Below are 18336 nucleotides of genomic sequence, written 5' to 3' on the forward strand. Positions count from 1 at the left end.
CAACATTATGATACAGTCAGTACCTAGTGTCTAGGTTACTGTATTCTGGATACATTGTAACCTTGCCTGATTAATCTGCTTACACAGGTTAAGCGCATCTGCCTCGCTAAGTTCAACAGGCACAAAAATATCAAAGCCAGTGGCATTTACCAGGCGCTGCATCCGGTGAGCAAAAGCAGCCTTAATGCCGTTATATTGCTGACCTGCCGTACTGAAGTTTTCGCCCTCCGCCATCAGCTCACTGGCACATTGGCCGCTGTCACAACCCTGGCGTATGGCGCCAACATACAAGGCTCGTTGCTCTGTCATAATACGCACAGCCAGCCGTAGTGGCAGACTTTGTAAAAAGCTGTCGTAGTCGGTCAGTTTAAAAGCAATATAGCTGAGTTTTTTTTGTTCCAGCTGCGGCACACCGCTGTATAAAAAACTGCTCCAGGGCAAAAACCAACTGCCGCGGCGGTGAAAATACTGTAGGCCGGTTTCATCATACTGCAAAAAGTAGGCAGGTTCTGATAACTTGGCCCAACCGGCAAACAACCCCAGTGCCGCCATAACAAATGCCAGCGCATGCAGTACATTTAATTGCTCTACCCAGAGCATACTAAGCAACAGTAACAGCAATACGGTGCTACTGCCTATCATCAGCGCCGCGCCTCCGCGACTGGCGCCCCCCTGAATTTGATTTAGCTGCATATTTATTACCTCTGCTGCCCCTATATTATGACCAATATGACAGGCTTTGCTGCTTAGTTCAGCAAATATTGCTGCTTTAAACCGCAGTTATACACCGCTGAATCGACCAACGCCGCTACGACTGCGATAACAGGAAATCTAAATAACGCTTTCTTCCATACAATAAGGCAGAAATTATTATCAAGCTGTTATCCGGGGTTATTGTGGCAAAATTACATTCAAAATTAATTTGGGTGATACTCATCGCTCTGCTGGTATTTGTGGGCTATTTGTATTGGATACCCAGCCAAAAAACTGACATCCGCCGCGACGCCGCCGTTGTAGCAGTAAGTACTGCCAAGGTAGAAACCAAGCCGATGATCCGCAGTGTTAACTCACTGGGCACCGGTATTTCCAATCACTCAATTCAGTTAATCTCCCCAACCAGCGACTTTGTCACAGAGCTGAATATCCGTGAAGGCAAAGCCATCAAAAAAGGCGAAGTGATTGCCCGTTTGCATGATGTACAAGAGCGCGCACGTGTAACAGAGCTGGAAGGCATACTGGAAGATCAAAAACGTCAGTTAGACCGGTTGAAAAATCTGGCGACGACACAGGCTACTGCTCAATCGCTGCTGGACGAACAACAAACCCGCGTTAATACCACGCTGGCACAACTTGATATCGCCAAAGCCCAGTTAGCTGAAATGACTATCCGTGCGCCTTTTGATGGCTATCTTGGCCTGCGCCAGGTTAGTGTTGGTGCTTATATTACCAATGGCACTGTGATCACCACGCTTGATGATTTAAATACACTACGGGTGGCTTTTAGCGTTGCCGAGCATTATCTGGCTGATATCAGTGTAGGTATGCCTTTAACTGTCACAAATGCCGCTTATGGCAATATCACCTTTAAGGGGACCGTCAGCGCTATTGATACCCGGCTGGACCCGGTAACCCGTACCGTAACAGTACACGGCGCTTTACCTAATGAAGATTTACGCCTGCGCCCGGGCATGTTGCTGCATGTAAAGCTGGAGCTGGATAACCGTGTGGCTATGCAAATTTCAGAAAAAGCGCTGGTGCCACAGCAGCAGAAGCAATTTGTTTATAAAGTCGATGCTGATAACAAAGTCACTCAGGTTGAAGTAAAAACCGGCCAGCGCGTACCAGGCTGGGTTGAAATACTGAGCGGGCTGGAAAACGGTGATGAAGTGGTCGTTGAGGGTATTCAGAAACTGCGCTCAGGTATTACCATTAACCGGGTTGGAGGCTGATATGCTGCTGTCCGATTTATCGGTTAAAAGACCGGTATTTGCTACGGTTATAAACCTGCTGTTGATGGTGTTTGGTATTGTCTGTTTTAGTATGCTGCCACTGCGCGAGTATCCGGATATTGACACCCCTATTGTTAGTATCAGCACTAACTACCCTGGCGCCTCTGCCGAAATTGTTGAGTCTAAAATTACCCAGTTGCTGGAAGATCGTATCAGCGGCGTTGAAGGCATTAAAAATATTAACTCGGTCAGCCGTAATGGCCGTTCGAATATTTCGATTGAATTTGCCGTTGAACGCGACATCGACTCTGCCGCCAACGATGTACGCGACCGGGTGTCACGTGCGCTGAACAACCTGCCAGACCAAGCCGATCCGCCTGAAGTGTCCAAAGCCAGTGACGATGAAGACACTATCGCCTGGTTTGTATTAAACAGCGAAACCATGACCTCACTGGAGCTGACCGATTACGCCGATCGTTACATTGTCGAGCGGTTCTCTGTAGTTGACGGCGTTGCCCGTTTGCAATTGGGCGGGGCACGTGATTACGCCATGCGTATCTGGCTGGATCGCGATGCTATGGCATCCCGCGGTGTAACAGTGCAGGATATTGAAAATGTATTACGGGCTGAAAACGTAGAGCTACCTGCCGGTAATATAAAATCTACCGAGCGTGATTTTACCGTGCGCGTTGTGCGCACCTATAAATCACAGGAAGACTTTCGCAAACTGGTAATCAAACGCGGTGCCAATAATTATCTGGTAAGGCTGGGTGAAGTTGCCGATGTATTGCTAACCGCAGAAAACGAGGAAAGCGAGTTTCGCGGTGACGGTAAAAACCTGCTTGGTATAGGTATTATTAAACAATCAAAAGCCAATACGCTGGACGTTGTTAAAGCCGCACGGGCAGAAATGGAGCGGATTAAACCAACTCTGCCTGAAGGAACCACCATTGAACCGGGTTACGACTCTTCGTTGTTTATTGCCGAATCAATTAAAGAAGTATACAACACCCTGGCCATAGCAATGGCTTTGGTTATCGTGGTGATCTTTTTGTTCTTAGGTAATATCCGCGCGACTTTTATTCCGGCTGTTACAGTGCCGGTATCGCTGGTAGCGGCCGTTACGGTATTATTTGCACTGGACTTTTCCGTCAACCTGCTGACCCTGCTGGCGATGGTTTTAGCCATAGGCCTGGTGGTAGATGACTCTATCGTGGTACTGGAAAACATCTACCGCCGGATTGAACAAGGCGAACATCCGCTACTGGCGTCATACCGCGGTGCGCGTGAAGTTGGTTTTGCTGTTATCGCCACTACACTGGTGCTAATTTCAGTGTTTGTGCCACTGGTGTTTATGCAAGGCCAGTTGGGCAAGCTGTTTACCGAGTTTGCGCTGGCCATCGCTGCAGCAGTGGCATTTTCCAGTGTCACGGCGCTTACATTGTCACCCATGCTATGTAGTAAATTACTGACGCATCAGAAACGCGAAAGCAAACTGGGATTGTGGCTGCATAGCGCCTTTCACAAACTGGAAAATGCTTACCGGCGACAACTGGATGTGGTGTGTGCCACACGCTGGCCGGTAATTATAGTGGTTGCATTGTGTTTTGTCGCCAGCTATATGCTGGTAAAACTGCTGCCCAGCGAGCTGGCACCGGTTGAAGACCGTGGTACTTTTTTTGTTATGATGAGCCCGGCAGAAGGCGCCAGTTACACCAGCAACAGCCGCAATATGCGCCTGATTGAAGATGTACTGATGCCCTACTACCACGGAGGCGAGTTTAACCGCTTACTGGTACGTGTGCCCGGCTGGGGTAACAGCGGCGGTATTGCTATAGTCGGCACGGAAAACTGGCATAACGGTAAACGCCGCACACAGGAATTAATGGGCGAAGTAGGCGAAAAGCTTAACGAGCTCCCCGATGTACGCGCCTTCACCTTTATGCGTAGCGGCCTGGGCGGCGGCGGTGGCGGTGGCCGGCCAATCCAGTTTGTGTTGCAGGGTAATACCTATGAAGAACTGGCACGCTGGCGTGACATTGTGATCAGCAAAGCGTCAGAAAACCCTAATATTCTGATGCTGGATCACGACTACAAAGAAACCGTACCACAGATACTGGTTGAAATTGACACCGAGCGCGCCGGCGATCTGGGGATCTCTGTCGGTGCTATCGGCCGCTCTTTAGAAGCCATGTTAGGCGGGCGTCGGGTAACCACCTTCCTGGATCGCGGTAAAGAGTATGACGTTATTATTGAAGGTCTGGATGACGATTTCCGCTCGCCGGGCAGTATCAGCAATGTGTATCTGCGCTCGGATACCTCAAACGAACTTATCCCGCTGGATAACCTGGTAACACTGCGTGAAGAGGCAACATCATCCAGCCTGAACCGTTATAACCGGATGCGTGCTATTACGTTAACTGCCAGTATGGCGCCGGGTTACAGCCTGGGCGAAGCACTGGAATACCTGGAAAACGTAGTTAAAACCGAAATACAGGACACCGTTGGTATTGACTACAAAGGCGAGTCGCTGCTGTACCAGGAAAGCGGCAGCTCTACCCTGATGGTATTTATTCTGGCACTGCTTATTACCTATCTGGTACTGGCTGCGCAATTTGAAAGCTTTATTCATCCGTTGGTTATTATGGTCACGGTTCCGTTGGGGTTAGTTGGCGCCTTATCCGGCTTGTATTTCAGTGGCATGACACTGAATATCTACAGCCAGATTGGCCTGGTTATGCTGATTGGCCTGGTTGCGAAAAACGGCATTCTGATTGTTGAATTTGCCAACCAGTTGCGTGATGCCGGCATGGAATTTGTTGCTGCCATTCAACAAGCGTCAGCACAGCGGTTACGCCCTATTGTGATGACAGCCTTTACCACCGCAATGAGTAGTATCCCGCTGATAGTAGCATCAGGCCCGGGCTCAGAGAGCCGAATGGTAATAGGTATGGTTATTTTCGCCGGGGTCTCACTGGCAACCTTGATGACAATCTATGTGGTACCGGTAATGTATATTGCTATAGCACGCAATACCGGCTCACCCAAGCGGCTGGAGCACAAACTACAACAACTGGAAAAAGAAGCACCGGATGCACACGCAGCAGATGAAGTGCACTGATAATCAGCTTTGTTGTTAACTAAAAAAATGCCCCGCATCAGCGGGGCGTTTTTTTACTGCACGCTTTACTACTGTGCTTTGTTGCTATCAAAGCGCGTCGATATCCTCGCCTTCTTTATCTACCGGTGGCGGTGGTAGCATATCTTCACGGCTTATTCCCAGAATTTCAGCAATGGCACTGGCAACGTAGATAGAAGAATAAGTGCCTACCGCAATACCAAACAGCAATGCCGTAGCAAAACCATGTATTAACGCACCGCCCATATAAAACAACACCACTAATACCAGCATAGTAGTTAATGAGGTAATAACCGTGCGGTTTAACGTGGAGGTAATGGCATCGTTAATAGTTTCAGCTACGGTTGTTTCGCGCAACTTACGGAAACTCTCACGAATACGGTCAAACACCACTATGGTATCGTTAATCGAGTAACCTATCAGCGCCAGTATCGCGGCAAGAACCGTTAAATCAAACTCCAGCTGCAATAATGAGAATAATCCCAGGGTTAAAATAACGTCATGTGTCAGTGCTGCTACCGCCCCCACCGACAAACGCCATTCAAAGCGCATGGCAACATAAGCCAGAATACCCAGCAGCGCCATTAACATGGCCAGGCCACCGTCTTGTTTTAACTCTTCGCCTACACTTGGCCCGACAAACTCTACCCTGCGCATAGTTACCGAATCTGCCTGCTGACTATTCAGTGCCTGCAGCACGGTATCACCCACTTCTGCCTGAGCAATATCAGGGCGCAGCGGGATGCGGATCAGCACATCGCGGCTGGTGCCAAATAGCTGCACCACAGCATCTTCATACCCGGCGTCGGTCAGTGTTTGTCTTACGGCAGCTAAATCAGCTGGTTTGGCAAAGCCAACTTCAATCACGGTGCCACCGGTAAAATCCAGCCCCCAGTTAATGCCATTTATCGCAATAGAAGTAAAAGAGGCCAGCACCAGCACAGCGGAAAGCACCACAGCCGCCCATTTTAACCGCATAAAATCCAGCGGTTTGGCAAAGTTAAATACCTGCATAGCGTGCTCCTTATATAGGTAGTGACTGCACGCGGCGGCCACCCCAAATTAAATTAACTAATAACCGGGTACCGACTACCGCCGTAAAAATAGACGTTAAAATGCCTATCGCCAGTGTTACCGCAAAACCTTTTACCGGCCCGGTACCAATACCAAACAGCACCAGCGCTACCAGTAAGGTAGTAATATTAGAGTCGGCAATAGTGGCAAAAGCCCGGTCATAGCCATGGTGAATAGCCTGCTGTACTGAGCGCCCTTCCAACAATTCTTCGCGGATACGCTCAAAAATAAGCACATTGGCATCTACCGCCATACCCACCGTTAGCACTATACCGGCCATGCCCGGTAAGGTGAGAGTTGCACCTGGGATCAGCGACATAACACCAACCAGCAGTACCAGGTTAGCTACCAGTGCAATATTGGCAACCATACCGAAGGCTTTGTAATACACCGCCATAAACAACAGCACCACAACCATGCCCCACTGAATAGCAGTTATACCAAGCTCAATATTTTCTTTACCTAAGCTTGGGCCTATGGTGCGCTCTTCTATAATCTGAATGGGAGCAATCAGAGCACCGGCACGTAGTAAGGTGGCCAGATTTTGTGCTTCTGCCGGCGAGCTTATGCCGGTAATTACAAAGTCGCGGCCCAAACGCGCCTGAATGGTGGCGTCGTTAATCACTTCCTGCTGTTTAATCAGCACCGGGTTGCCGTCAACATCTATTTCAGTGCCGGGCTTATACTCAATAAATACCGACGCCATACGCCGGCCTATCGTGTCTTTTGTACTGGCCGAAAGTAAGCTGCCGCCTTTTGCATCCAGCTTAATATTTACCTGCGGCCGGCTGTATTCGTCATAACCCGAACTGGCGCCGGTAATATGATCGCCGGTAAGCATAATGCGTTTTTCCAGCAGTACAGGGCGGCCATCACGGCTGTAATACAGCTCAGAATTAGGTGGCACACGGCCTTCAAGCGCGGCAGCTAAATCGCCGTCTGTGTCTACCAGCCGAAATTCCAGTGATGCCGTAGCACCGAGAATTTCTTTTGCCTGCGCGGTGTCCTGCACTCCGGGTAATTGCACCACAATGCGATCAGCTCCCTGGCGCTGCACTAACGGCTCAGCCACACCAATTTCATTTACCCGGTTACGGATAATGGTAATGTTTTGCTCCAGCGCATATTCACGAATTTCTTTTAAGCGGTTTTCGCTAAGGGTAACCAGCAAGGTCTGGTTGTCGCTGCCGGTGCTAAATACCAGTTCGCGGTCTCGTTTTTTAAGTGCTGCTTCTGCGGCTGTCAGATCTTCGGTGCTACGAAAAGTAATCTGCACCTGGCCACGGCTAATGTCAGCCTGCACGTTGCGGTAACGGATTTGATCTTCACGTAAGTCGGCGCGGAAAGTTTGCACCATATCGTTCAGGTTTTTATCCAGCGCAGCTTTCATATCCACCGCCAGTAAAAAGTGCACACCGCCACGCAAGTCCAGGCCTAAGTTCATCGGCGTAGCACCAATGGCGGTTAACCAACCGGGCGTGGCCGGAGCCAGATTAAGTGCGGTAACAAAATTTGTTCCCAACTGCTGGCTGGCAATTTCACGGGCCTGCAACTGATCTTCGGTACTGTTAAAACGGGCCAGAATTTGGCCTTCTTCCAGCACCACCGATTTAGCGGCAATATTGGCAGCGCGGAAGCTTTGTTCCAGTTGCAAGCGGGTTTGCTCTGCAACAGTACCACCGCGTGTAGCACTGATATTCAGCGCCGGATCTTCCGGATATAAGTTTGGCAACGCATACACCAGTGCCAGCAATAACATGCCAATCACCAGTACATAGCGCCAGGCAGGGTTTTTATTTAACATCAGTTTATCCTTACATTCTTCCTTACAGCCACAACCGATATGGCAACTGCAAGACTGTGCAACACTTTGCGATAACCACGCAGATGGTTAATAACAGAAAAGGCAAAGTGTGATTTGTAACCGGCTGAATACCGTGCAAGCACAAATAAAGTGCGCAAGTAGCACGTAAAATATGTAATCAGTTTGCCGGGCTAAGATCTAATTTCAGGAAAACAGTGGCGGCGCTCTGGCTTGTTGCGGAGTAAGGAAAACGGATGAATGCAGTACAGACAATACCGCAGGAATGACAGAAGATGCACTGAACACAACACTGCGCTTTACAGGTATTACTGCAAGTTGAGGATCATCGTCTTTGTCTTGGGGTGTGTTCAGCGTATGCTGATGCAGTGAGGGGTTTACTGCATGAAATTGCGTATCTGCCAGGGGTGATAAGCGTGGATCGTGCACAAAAAGTTCTTGCGGCGTACACAATAAGCTTAGATAAAACAGTATGGCAAAACTACTCAGCCAGCGCATAACACCTCATATTACAGGGCACGTAATCTGCTAAGCAGACTTACGCAAGCGCATAATGGGCCCTAATTCACCCCAGCACAAGCGCTGGTAAAAAAAAATTTGCCATCGCACGCACTAAATCACCTTAGAATAACGCTGCTGACCCCGGCTTAAATAAGCATCAAAGCAGGCGCAAATACTGCGCACCCATAACCTCCCTGTTGCAGTGACACTAATACGTTCGGCATATACTTCAACCAGGCCATCTTCCATAAACGGCTGCAAGTGTTCCAACGCTTGGGCAAAATATTGCCAAAAACCATGCAGGCGCCACTGGCGGCTAAATGTTTCTACGTCCAGTTCAAAGTGGCAAATTAACTGGCTGATAAGTGCTGCCCGTAGTTTATCGTCATCGCTTAAGCTAAAACCACGCTCAACCGGTAACTGGCTGGCAGCAATAGCCGCATAATAGGCCGGTAACTCTTTGCTATTTTGCCACAGCACACCATTTACCTGGCTAATAGCGGACACGCCAAGGCCAATCAGCGCATTTTGCCCACCAGTAGTATAACCCTGAAAATTACGCTGCAGCTTACCGGCAAGCTGAGCTTTAGCCAGCGCATCACCGGGCCGGGCAAAATGGTCCATGCCAATAAACTGATAACCAGCCGCCATAAAGGCTTTAATAGCCAGGCATTGTAGCTGCAGCTTAAGCGCAGCATCTGGCAGGCTGGCATTATCAAGCTTGCGCTGGGCGGCAAAACGTTCGGGCAAATGCGCATAGCTGAATAACGAAATACGATCCGGGTTCAGCCGGATAATTTCATCCAGCGTGCTGGCAAAACTGTCTGGTTGCTGAAATGGTAAACCATATACCAGATCAAGATTAACTGAGTTAAACCCCAACTGGCGGCTCAGCTGCACCTGATGGCAAATAAGTGCGGTATCCTGCACCCGGTTAATGGCAATTTGCACTTTTTCATCTAAATCCTGTACACCAAAACTCACCCGGTTAAAGCCCAGCGAGCGTAAATGCGCCAGCTTGCTGTCACTGCAACTGCGCGGGTCAATTTCAATGCTGATTTCCGCATCCGGCTCTATCGCAAAGTTGCCGTGCAGCAGCGCCATTAAACGGCTAAGTTGCACTTCAGTTAAAAAAGTTGGCGTACCACCACCCAAATGCAGCTGGGTGATCTGCTTTTGCACCAAAAGCGTCCGGTACAATGCCATCTCCTCTGCCAGCGCATCCAAATAGCTATCGGCCTTATGCTGATGCCGGGTTACCACCTTATTGCAACCACAGTAGTAACACAGCTTATGGCAAAACGGGATATGGATATAAAGGCTAAGCTGATCTGGGCCTTGCCCTATTGCATTAGGGATCAGCATGTTATCAAAATCAGTACTTAGCGCCAGCGCTGTGGGGTAAGAGGTGTAACGCGGGCCGTTAATATTATACTTGCTGATTAATGTGGGGTCCCAGTTGCTGACAAACATCTTAACCTCTTTAACACTGTTGGTTTAACACTGCTGGCGATTGACGAATAGCCATAATAATCCCTGCTGTGTCAGCTGATATTGATCTGCCTCAGGCTTGGTTTAACTATCACTATGCAGGTGCAACAATATTCGTCAGCACCTCTGGTAACAGCGGAGAAAAGGATTTACTGTACTTGCTTATTAAGGCTGCGTTCAGCCTTGCTTTTAATGGCAGTTAACAACCGCTACAGCAGCAATAGCAACACCGGAGCAGATATGGGATCCAAGTTACATAGCAGATACCGGGCATTTGCCATTGCTACGCTATTTGGATGTATGTCGGCGCAACACGCTCTGGCTCAGGAACAGGTGTTTCCTCCTTACCAGAACTGGGCTGAAGTCGTGCGCAGCAAGCCTTATGCAGAAAGCAAAGGTGTGTATGACAATGTGATGAATGTACGGCGCTGGATCCTTACCCGCTCAGGTCATTGCACTGAACGCAACCGCCATCTATTGTTTGATATGCGTGGTAATTTTCTGCAGTTTATTGAAGACGCTACTGACTCTTTGCAAACCCAGCTGATTTTGAACCAAACCCGTCAGGGCATGGCACAACAAGGTGTGGTTCATGCCTGGGTAGAAGGCAATAGCCAGACCCTGGGTTACCCTTTTGCTATTCGCTGTCACCAGCCCTATGTCGATTTACCTCTGGCTATATCGCGCTACCTGGGAGAGCTCCCGGACGGCCGCTTGTCTGGAAACTGGGATGGCATTAAGGTGGGCAGCCCAGACAAACAAGCCTCATTGCATGACACCCTACGTCTGGTGCACACCCGCCGGGTGCAGCAAAAGCGTATCAGTCTGCCCGACAACTTACTTTCAGATCTGGCCGGTATGTTAATTATCGAAAGTGGTGGCGTGCGCGAAGCGCATTCAAAAGCCAATGCCAGGGGGATCCTGCAGCTGACACCACAGGCACTGAAAGATTGCAAAGTTCCAAACAATAAACAACTGCACCGTATTGCTCAGGTAGATTGTGCGCTATGGCTGTTTGAACGTAACCACCGGATGCTGCGGCCGGTATTTTTGACGCGCTTTGGCCATCTGCCGGAAGAAAAGCAGGAGCACATTTACCGGCTGCTGCTGATCCAGGCTTACCATGGCGGCCCCGGCCGGGTAAGAGCGCTGCTGATAGACGACGAGTTCAGCAAACCCGCTGCTTATTTTGCCGAACACCATCAGGACTTCAGTGCCGGTGATATCGCCTTTGGTATGGTATTCCATAACCTGGGCCGCAATCGTTTAGGCTTCGCCTCATTGTATTACACTGCCGATATCCGCATTGCGCTGCAACAACTGGAATCCAAGCAAAGCGCCCGTCTCGCTCTGGGCCAGCCGGCCAAGGCACCGATACCACCGGGAACAAAGCCGCTAAGCGACAAGCTGTAACAGCTTATACCGGTTATGCACGCCCAGGCTGAGGCTTACTAAATTTCGATAACCCACTGCCGGTCTTGTTTACACTTTCCATATTCATCAATAAACTTGAGTGAAATCTATACAATAGTAACCGCATCTATATCCAGCACAAATCCGGTAGAAAGTTGCTGAGCAGATTGCTTAGTATCGTCAATCAGTGAGCTGATCTCGTCCATTTGTTTTTCGGTATCTTTGCCTTTGTCGTTATTACGCAACATCGCTTTTAGCATATTAAACAGTGATTGCAGCTCCCTGACGGTTTCCTGCAGCATCCGCTGATCTTCCTGGCGTTGTTGCCGGGCTTTATCATCTGCCAATGGCCTTTGCTGCTGTAAATTCAAACCCCTTTCGGCTGCTTCGGTTTGCTTACCGTTATCGTCAGCTGTTTCAGTATCATCCGGTAAAGCAGGCGTTGCCACTATGGGGTCTGAAGGTTCGTCAGCCACCACAAGGCTGTCATCGGCTGTTTCAGTCATTACAGCCTTATCAGAGTTCGCTGTTAATGGCATATCTGAGACTGAACTACCGGCAGAACCTCCTTCCTGCAAATCTTTAGCGGCCCCTTTTAGCTCTCCGGCCAGTAGCTTAAGCTCGCGAAGAAGAGCTTTAGGTGCCATGCCACCAAACATCATCAGCATTTTTTTAAGCTCATCAATCCGCTTTTTAACTTCAGCTACGCGCTCGCGGGCCCTGGCTTTTTTAGCTTGCAGATGCTGATCCATACTTGATCTTACCGCTTTAGATAACGCCAGTTTTTCCTGTGCAGCCTTACTCAGATTTACCCGGACAGACTCATTATCCCCTTGCGTAGCGCTCAAATAACCAGCCTGCCCGGGCTTTAGCTGAGTACCGCCAGAGACGTCGTTGCCAGCTTTATAAGCCTGTAAGGTGCGATTTGCTGAAATTGATGAAACCATAATGGGCAGCCAGACAAAATTTTACTATTTATCGGCCAGTGCGGTACAAACTTAAAATAATTCTAAATAAACCCAAGACGTTCAGAGCCAGTTTCAATTATTACTTGTAACTCATAACCGGAGCTTAACAACGCCACCGGACAAGGGCTTTTACTGCTACAAACCGAGGTATCCTGCGGGTAACTTATATGGATAGGAATATTGCGTTATGCTTTTTATAATGTCATATGCAGCAGCGGGTAAGGCTTGCCCTGACCATCAGTTGGCGAGCGCCCGGTTACAGCAAAGCCTATATGCTGATAAAACCCCAGCGCCTGCGGGTTCTGCTCGTTAACATCCACTTTTGTTGCGCCTTGTGTACTAATGGCATGAACTGCCAGCATAGAGCCAATCCCCTGCCCGCGAAACTCTGGTGCAATAAACAGCATTTCAATATTGCCATCATGTACACCGCAAAACCCGGCTATTTTGCCGGTATTGGTTTTAGCACAGGTTAAGTTAACCGCAGCAAAATACTGTTCCAGAATAAGTGGTTTAAGTTGCTGTAAATCGTCTTCAGATAAAAAATCGTGTGTGGCCCTAACTGACGCTTCCCAAATGTCGATAAGCGTTTGATACTCTGCTTTACTTGCTCTTTCAATCTTCATTAATAAACCCGAGTAAAATTTGCCATTCAGCACCTGACTTAAAGCCAGATATCAACAATGGCAAGAGGTAGCTGGATCCAGTCTATGCCGCTATCTCAATGTAAATCAAGCATTTTCATCTTGTATAAATTTCTGTTGCTGCAAATAACAAAGGCCGCAAGAGCGGCCTTTGTTGGCAGAAAAACATTACGTTTTAATGCGGCTTACAACTTATCCAGCTCTATATCGCCGCTTACTGTACTTAGCTCTACACTGCCATCACCACTGCCCAGTGTGAACTGCAGGCTGCGGGCCGGGCCGTATTTGGCTTTATTGGCTTTGTCGTTGCTCAGCTGGTTTTTAATGCTGCCACCGGCTGAGGCTTTAATGTCAAAGCGGGCGCTAACGTTGCTGTCCAGTTTTAGTTCAATATCACCGCTTACGCTGCTACCACTAATACGCGGGCTGGCCGAGCCTTTTAATTTGGCATCAATTTCGCCGTTTACCGTGCTTAGTTTTAGCTGTTTAGTGCCGTTTAAATCAAGTTCAGCATCGCCGTTTACGGTGCTGACACTTACTTCTTCGGCACTGCTTTTAGCATTAATCTTACCGTTAACTACGTCATAGCTCAGGCGGCCACTTGAGCCTTCGTCATCTATTTTGCCGTTAACCGAGCTTAGTTCTACCTTACCGCTGGCACTTTTTACTTTAATTTCGCCATTTACCGTGCTCAGTTTTGCACTGTTGCGCAGGTCAAAGGCCTTAACATCGCCGTTTACCGTACTGATTTGGCTGCTGCCATGAATACCCTTTACAGTAACATTGCCGTTTACGCCTTTAAACTCAACACTACTGCCTACCGGTACATCAAAACTTAGCTCTGCGTTGTTGGCTTTATCGCGCCAGTTGTAATTAACCTGCCGTGGCATGGTCATTTCAAAACGGGTAAAACCGTCTTTGCTTTCCAGCGTATAACCGGTAGCTTTTTCATCCAGCTTACCGCTGGCTTTAAACTGGTTACTACTTACGGCATTAATGGTTATTTCACCGCTCATTACTTCAATATAAATTTTCTCGTTGGCGCTTACCGCCCGGCTTTCATTTACGGCTTCACGCGCATCGGCTAATACCAGTTGGCTAAAGCCCAATAACACTAAACTGCCAAGGCCAAAGGCCCATGTTTTTGCCATTGTATTCATATGTTATCTCCTAACTTATTACTAAAGGTTGTTGCAGTGTCGCCTGTTGCAGGTAAGACAACTGCTGTTGATACAAGCTTTGCAACTGCGCTAACAGCTGCGGTTCATCCGGATAAAATGCTAACGCCTGGCGTACCTGGGCTATTGCCTGATCCCACACACGTATTTGTTGCTGCCAATTATCAAAACCCTCGGCCACGGCCACCATCTGGCTTAGCTGGGTAGCTTTTTGCTGTTCATAAATTTGCAGCAGCGTTAGCTCTGCGCTGGGCATAGCCGCGGTGGTGCTGGTAGTACCGGGCATAAGTGCCTGCTGCCAGCCAAATACACTCAACAGCCCCAGCATAGCGGCAACGCCCCAATACCAGCGCTTTGGCTTGCTTTTGCCAACAGTGGGGGCTTCTGGCTGTTGCTCAACTGTTTCAAGCTGTGCGGCGATATCCGACCATAAATCACGTTGTGGTGCTATCTGCGATGCCAGTTGGCTGATAGCCTTATCAAGTTGCTGCTCATTCATCTGCTAACCACTCCTGTAACAGTTGTCTGGCTCTGAAATACTGTGCTTTAGAGGTACCTTCAGCGATACCCAGTAACGTTGCAATTTCCTGGTGCTGATACCCCTCCAGAGCAAATAATACAAATACTGCTCTGGCCTGTGCCGGCAGGCGCTGTATCGCCTGCTCCAGTGGCGCCTCTGCGCTGGTGCACTCTACCGTTTGCTCAGCCAGTTCAGGCTGCTCGTCACTGCTGTCGGTTAAGCGCAGGTATTTTTCCTGACGCCATATATCAATAGCAGTGCGGGTAGCAATACTGTGCAGCCAGGTGGCGAAGCTACTGTCACCGCGAAACCCGCCCAGTTGTTGCCATACCTTAATAAAAATTTCCTGGCTGGCATCTTCAGCTTTTTGCTTATTGGCCAGCAAGCGCCAGCAAATAGCGTATACCCGGCCGACATACTGCTGATACAGGTAATAAAAGGCCTGTTTGTCGCCTTTTTGCGCAGCTGTGACTGCCTGCGCAATCTCCATTGCCATAAACGCCCTTAAATACCAAAGTTATTGTGTTAATTGTCAGGTTAGTCGGCAGGGTAAAACGAAAGGTTTAAACGCAGCAAAATTTTTATTGGTAATTTTCTTCAGTTTGGTTATGCAGGCAGCCTATTGGCAGAAAAAATAAAGCGGGGGCCAGGGCCCCCGCCACTAAATAGTGTTTAATAATCCAGGAAGGAAGGTGTAACGCTGTGCATTGTGCCCGGCTTAAGTGTCAGTTGTGTTACAACTTAGCGATAGTTTTATGAAGTCTTTTAATGGTCACGGGTAAAAAAAGCCGGACCCTATAGATCCGGCAAATTTGAAACACTAGGAGGAACAGTTTGCCTTAGCAGGCAATACCTAATATGCAGGCTAAGTGTTACAGCCAGATGATCTTGCACCGCTATATCGGTTATTATCAGCATCTTTATTTTGATGGCTTAACCTGATGACATCCCCTGCTCCACAGCGTCTGGCAAAATGGATTGCCCAAAGCGGCTATTGCTCACGCCGGGCAGCCGAGCGGTTAATTACCCAGGGTGTAATTAGCATAAATGGCGCTGTAGCCCGTCATACAGATGGTGTTAGCGCACTGGATCAGGTATTTGTGCACGGCCAGCCGTTACCGGCCCAACCTGCTTTGCAGTACCTTTTGTACCATAAACCCGTTGGCGTAGATTGCAATAACCGCCCGGATGACCCGGCAAGCCTGTATCAGGTACTCAAATTATTACCGCAGCGCTTATTTGCCGTTGGCCGGCTGGACAAAGACTCCAGTGGCTTATTGCTGTTAACCAATGATGGCGGCCTTAGCCAACGCCTGATGCACCCGACCTACTACCATGAAAAAGGCTACCTGGTAAGCACCGATAAAAGCATCAGCGCCGGTTTTATTGCCAGTATGGCTGCAGGAGTAAGCTGGCAACTGGGTGAAACACGTTATCAGTCACGCCCGTGCCGGATAACCCAAACTGCTGAGCAAGAGTTTTATATTGTGTTAACCCAGGGCCTGCACCGGCAAATACGCTATATGTGTAAAGCATTGGGGTATCGTGTTACTGCGTTAAAACGTGACAAACTACATAATTTACAACTGGCCCAACTGCCTGAAGGGCAAATGCGGCCGCTAAGCAGTGCCGAACTACACCAGCTACAGCTGCTTAGCGCGCTGCCACAGCCATAAACATAACAGCAGAGTTACGCCATACATCAGTAACGCGCCCAGTACTACGCCATTCCAGCTGTGCCACTGCCAAAATGGCTGCAAATACAAACCACCGGTGCTGGCACCAACATAGTAAAACACTAAATACAGCGCATTAGCACTGGCCTTGGCCCGGTTGGCGCATTGATTTACCCAGCTACTGGCCAGCGAATGAGTAAGAAAAAAGCCAAAAGCATTAATAAAAAAACCGGCGACAATAAAACCTAAACTGCTGCTAAGCGTCAGTAAGGTGCCCAGCATTAAAATAACCACACCCAACGCCATACCCAGCGGCACCGGCATTTTCAGTGCTACTTTGCCGGAGATGGCCGAGCCGATAGTGCCGGTAAAGTAAGTAATAAACAGCAAGCCAATCCAGAAGCTGGACAAGTTATAAGGTGCATCTGACAACACAAAAGCAATATAGGTATATTGGTTAAGAAAAATAAAAAAGTTAAGCCCGCCAATAAGGTAGGTTAACAACAGTAATGGCTGGCGCAGATGAAACAGGTTGTCGGCCAAAGCCTGTTTTAACGCAAACGGCTTAACAACAAAGCGCTTTGCCGGTGGTAAATGGCACCAGATAAGATAACAGCTCACCACACCCAATGCAGCTACCGGCCAAAACACCCATTGCCAGTGACCAATATCGGCCAGTGCTCCGGCCATTAAGCGGCCACTTATGCCCCCTAACGAGTTAGCGCTGATGTAATAACCCACGGCAGCCACCAGTGCCGGTTTGCTGTATTCTTCTCCCATATAAGCAATCGCTACAGCAGGTAGCCCGCCGAGAAAAATACCCTGCACAGCGCGCCAGAAGACCAGGGCAGCAAAGCTCTCTACCTGAGTTAGTGCCAGAGTGCTTAGCGTCATACCTATCAGGGTAAGTAACAGCAGTTTTTTGCGCCCCCAGGCATCAGATAACGCAGCATAAATCAGTAACGACAGGCCAAGGCACAAAGTGCCACTGGCGTAGGCCCAGGTCGTTTCCAGTGGGGTCAGGGCAAACTCACGGCTTAACACCGGCAGTAAGGGCTGCAGTAAGTGCAGGTTGGCAAATACCACCACGGCTGCTAAACACAGCGCAAAGGTAGCACGGTAAAACGCCGGGCTTTTGTACTCGATCACAACACAGGGCCTGACTTGTTAAAGTGCGGCTATTATAAGGCTATTTACCGGCCCATACGAGCAGACATAAACCGTTACAACCTGTATTACCTGCTTTTGGCCTGCAAAAAATAATTGCAAAAAAGGTTAAAGTTTCGCCAATATCAGCCGTTAACCAGTTACGGGCTATACTGATGCCAGATTAAAACAGCTTTTCAGGAGCAACATTATGTCAATTACTTCAGGCAATGGCGCAGCTGTAACAGGCGCAACCAAACCAAACACTGCCAGCATAAAAGCAGAGGATAACCGCGGTATTAAAAATATGGCGGCAGAAGCCAAACAGGCACAAAATGTCGCTATTCTGCGCGCCAATGAGCAGGTATCACTGCGCAGCAATAACGATTCGCTAAGTTTATTGTATAAAACCGCGCTGGAAGGCATAAACGCCGAACTGGAACCAGTAATGGGCGAAAATGCGGCACAAAAAATTTATGACTCCGGCATTGATACCTCACCCGAAGCCACGGCCGATCGTATTGTCGCCTTTGCTACCGGCTTTTACAGCCGCTATAAAGAACTGAATCCGGGTAAATCAGAAGAAGAAACCCTCGATAGCTTTATGAAGATCATCGGTGGCGGTATCGAAAAAGGCTTTAACGATGCCAAAGATATTCTTAAAGGCTTAAAAGTGTATGAAGGCGAAGTAGAAAGCGGCGTAGACAAAACCTATGGCCTGGTTATGCAGGGGTTAAGCAACTTTCGTGAAAAAATGCTCGAACTGGCCGCTATACCCGCACAACCTGATAACAGCGCTAAGGTTTAACCCTGGC

16 protein-coding genes are annotated in these 18336 nt (G+C 48.7%); 5 read left to right on the forward strand and 11 right to left on the reverse strand.

The features are described 5' to 3' along the window. Positions 1 to 30: 30 nt before the first annotated feature. A complete protein-coding gene (locus M2404_RS14150) occupies positions 31 to 693 on the reverse strand; it encodes a DUF2982 domain-containing protein (RefSeq protein ID WP_259240402.1) in 663 nt (220 codons plus the stop codon). Positions 694 to 896: 203 nt separating this feature from the next. On the opposite strand from M2404_RS14150, the gene M2404_RS14155 reads away from it, so the two are divergent. Further along, positions 897 to 1949 carry an efflux RND transporter periplasmic adaptor subunit gene (locus M2404_RS14155; protein ID WP_259240403.1) on the forward strand — a complete coding sequence of 351 codons (1053 nt, stop codon included), beginning with the start codon at positions 897 to 899 and terminating at the stop codon, positions 1947 to 1949. 1 nt (position 1950) lies between these two features. Then, positions 1951 to 5070: an efflux RND transporter permease subunit gene (locus tag M2404_RS14160; protein ID WP_259240502.1), complete on the forward strand. Its 3120-nt coding sequence runs from the start codon at positions 1951 to 1953 to the stop codon at positions 5068 to 5070. 87 nt (positions 5071 to 5157) lie between these two features. Here the strand turns inward: M2404_RS14160 and secF are convergent, their stop codons facing one another. The 4 genes from secF to hemN all read right to left on the reverse strand — a co-directional run bounded on the left by secF (position 5158) and on the right by hemN (position 9958). Next, a complete protein-coding gene (gene secF, locus M2404_RS14165; protein WP_259240404.1) occupies positions 5158 to 6102 on the reverse strand; it encodes a protein translocase subunit SecF in 945 nt (314 codons plus the stop codon). A 10-nt stretch (positions 6103 to 6112) separates the two neighbouring features. Further along, entirely contained in the window at positions 6113 to 7966 is a 1854-nt protein-coding gene (secD, locus tag M2404_RS14170) for a protein translocase subunit SecD (RefSeq protein WP_259240405.1), read from the reverse strand. Between the two features lie 204 nt (positions 7967 to 8170). Beyond that, positions 8171 to 8482 (reverse strand): hypothetical protein, encoded by a 312-nt coding sequence (locus M2404_RS14175; RefSeq protein WP_259240406.1) that lies wholly within the window; start codon positions 8480 to 8482, stop codon positions 8171 to 8173. A 114-nt stretch (positions 8483 to 8596) separates the two neighbouring features. Next, a complete protein-coding gene (gene hemN, locus M2404_RS14180; protein WP_259240407.1) occupies positions 8597 to 9958 on the reverse strand; it encodes an oxygen-independent coproporphyrinogen III oxidase in 1362 nt (453 codons plus the stop codon). Positions 9959 to 10216: 258 nt separating this feature from the next. Between hemN and M2404_RS14185 the strand changes: the two genes are divergently transcribed. Continuing rightward, positions 10217 to 11389, forward strand: a complete 1173-nt coding sequence (locus M2404_RS14185) for a transglycosylase SLT domain-containing protein (protein ID WP_259240408.1) — start codon at positions 10217 to 10219, stop codon at positions 11387 to 11389. A gap of 107 nt (positions 11390 to 11496) precedes the next feature. On the opposite strand, the gene M2404_RS14190 is transcribed toward M2404_RS14185, so the two are convergent. The 5 genes from M2404_RS14190 to M2404_RS14210 all read right to left on the reverse strand — a co-directional run bounded on the left by M2404_RS14190 (position 11497) and on the right by M2404_RS14210 (position 15195). Beyond that, the gene (locus tag M2404_RS14190) at positions 11497 to 12336 is read right to left on the reverse strand and encodes a hypothetical protein (protein WP_259240409.1); all 840 of its coding nucleotides are present in this window, start codon (positions 12334 to 12336) and stop codon (positions 11497 to 11499) included. 215 nt (positions 12337 to 12551) lie between these two features. Then, the gene (locus tag M2404_RS14195) at positions 12552 to 12983 is read right to left on the reverse strand and encodes an acetyltransferase (RefSeq protein ID WP_259240410.1); all 432 of its coding nucleotides are present in this window, start codon (positions 12981 to 12983) and stop codon (positions 12552 to 12554) included. 203 nt (positions 12984 to 13186) lie between these two features. Then, positions 13187 to 14161, reverse strand: coding sequence for a DUF4097 family beta strand repeat-containing protein (locus M2404_RS14200; protein ID WP_259240411.1), 975 nt, complete (start codon positions 14159 to 14161; stop codon positions 13187 to 13189). A 10-nt stretch (positions 14162 to 14171) separates the two neighbouring features. After that, the gene (locus tag M2404_RS14205; protein ID WP_259240412.1) at positions 14172 to 14678 is read right to left on the reverse strand and encodes a hypothetical protein; all 507 of its coding nucleotides are present in this window, start codon (positions 14676 to 14678) and stop codon (positions 14172 to 14174) included. Continuing rightward, on the reverse strand, positions 14671 to 15195 hold the full coding sequence (locus M2404_RS14210; RefSeq protein ID WP_259240413.1) for an RNA polymerase sigma factor: 525 nt from the start codon (positions 15193 to 15195) through the stop codon (positions 14671 to 14673). The genes M2404_RS14205 and M2404_RS14210 overlap by 8 nt, the downstream gene beginning before the upstream one ends. Before the next feature lie 445 nt (positions 15196 to 15640). On the opposite strand from M2404_RS14210, the gene M2404_RS14215 reads away from it, so the two are divergent. Beyond that, the gene (locus M2404_RS14215) at positions 15641 to 16375 is read left to right on the forward strand and encodes a pseudouridine synthase (protein WP_259240414.1); all 735 of its coding nucleotides are present in this window, start codon (positions 15641 to 15643) and stop codon (positions 16373 to 16375) included. Here M2404_RS14215 and M2404_RS14220 read toward each other — a convergent pair. After that, a complete protein-coding gene (locus M2404_RS14220) occupies positions 16343 to 17524 on the reverse strand; it encodes an MFS transporter (protein ID WP_259240416.1) in 1182 nt (393 codons plus the stop codon). The genes M2404_RS14215 and M2404_RS14220 overlap by 33 nt on opposite strands. Before the next feature lie 208 nt (positions 17525 to 17732). Between M2404_RS14220 and M2404_RS14225 the strand changes: the two genes are divergently transcribed. Continuing rightward, the gene (locus tag M2404_RS14225; RefSeq protein ID WP_259240417.1) at positions 17733 to 18329 is read left to right on the forward strand and encodes a DUF5610 domain-containing protein; all 597 of its coding nucleotides are present in this window, start codon (positions 17733 to 17735) and stop codon (positions 18327 to 18329) included. Positions 18330 to 18336: the final 7 nt, after the last annotated feature.

The organism is Rheinheimera pacifica, assembly GCF_024809855.1.
Classification (GTDB): Bacteria; Pseudomonadota; Gammaproteobacteria; order Enterobacterales; family Alteromonadaceae; genus Alishewanella; species Alishewanella pacifica_A.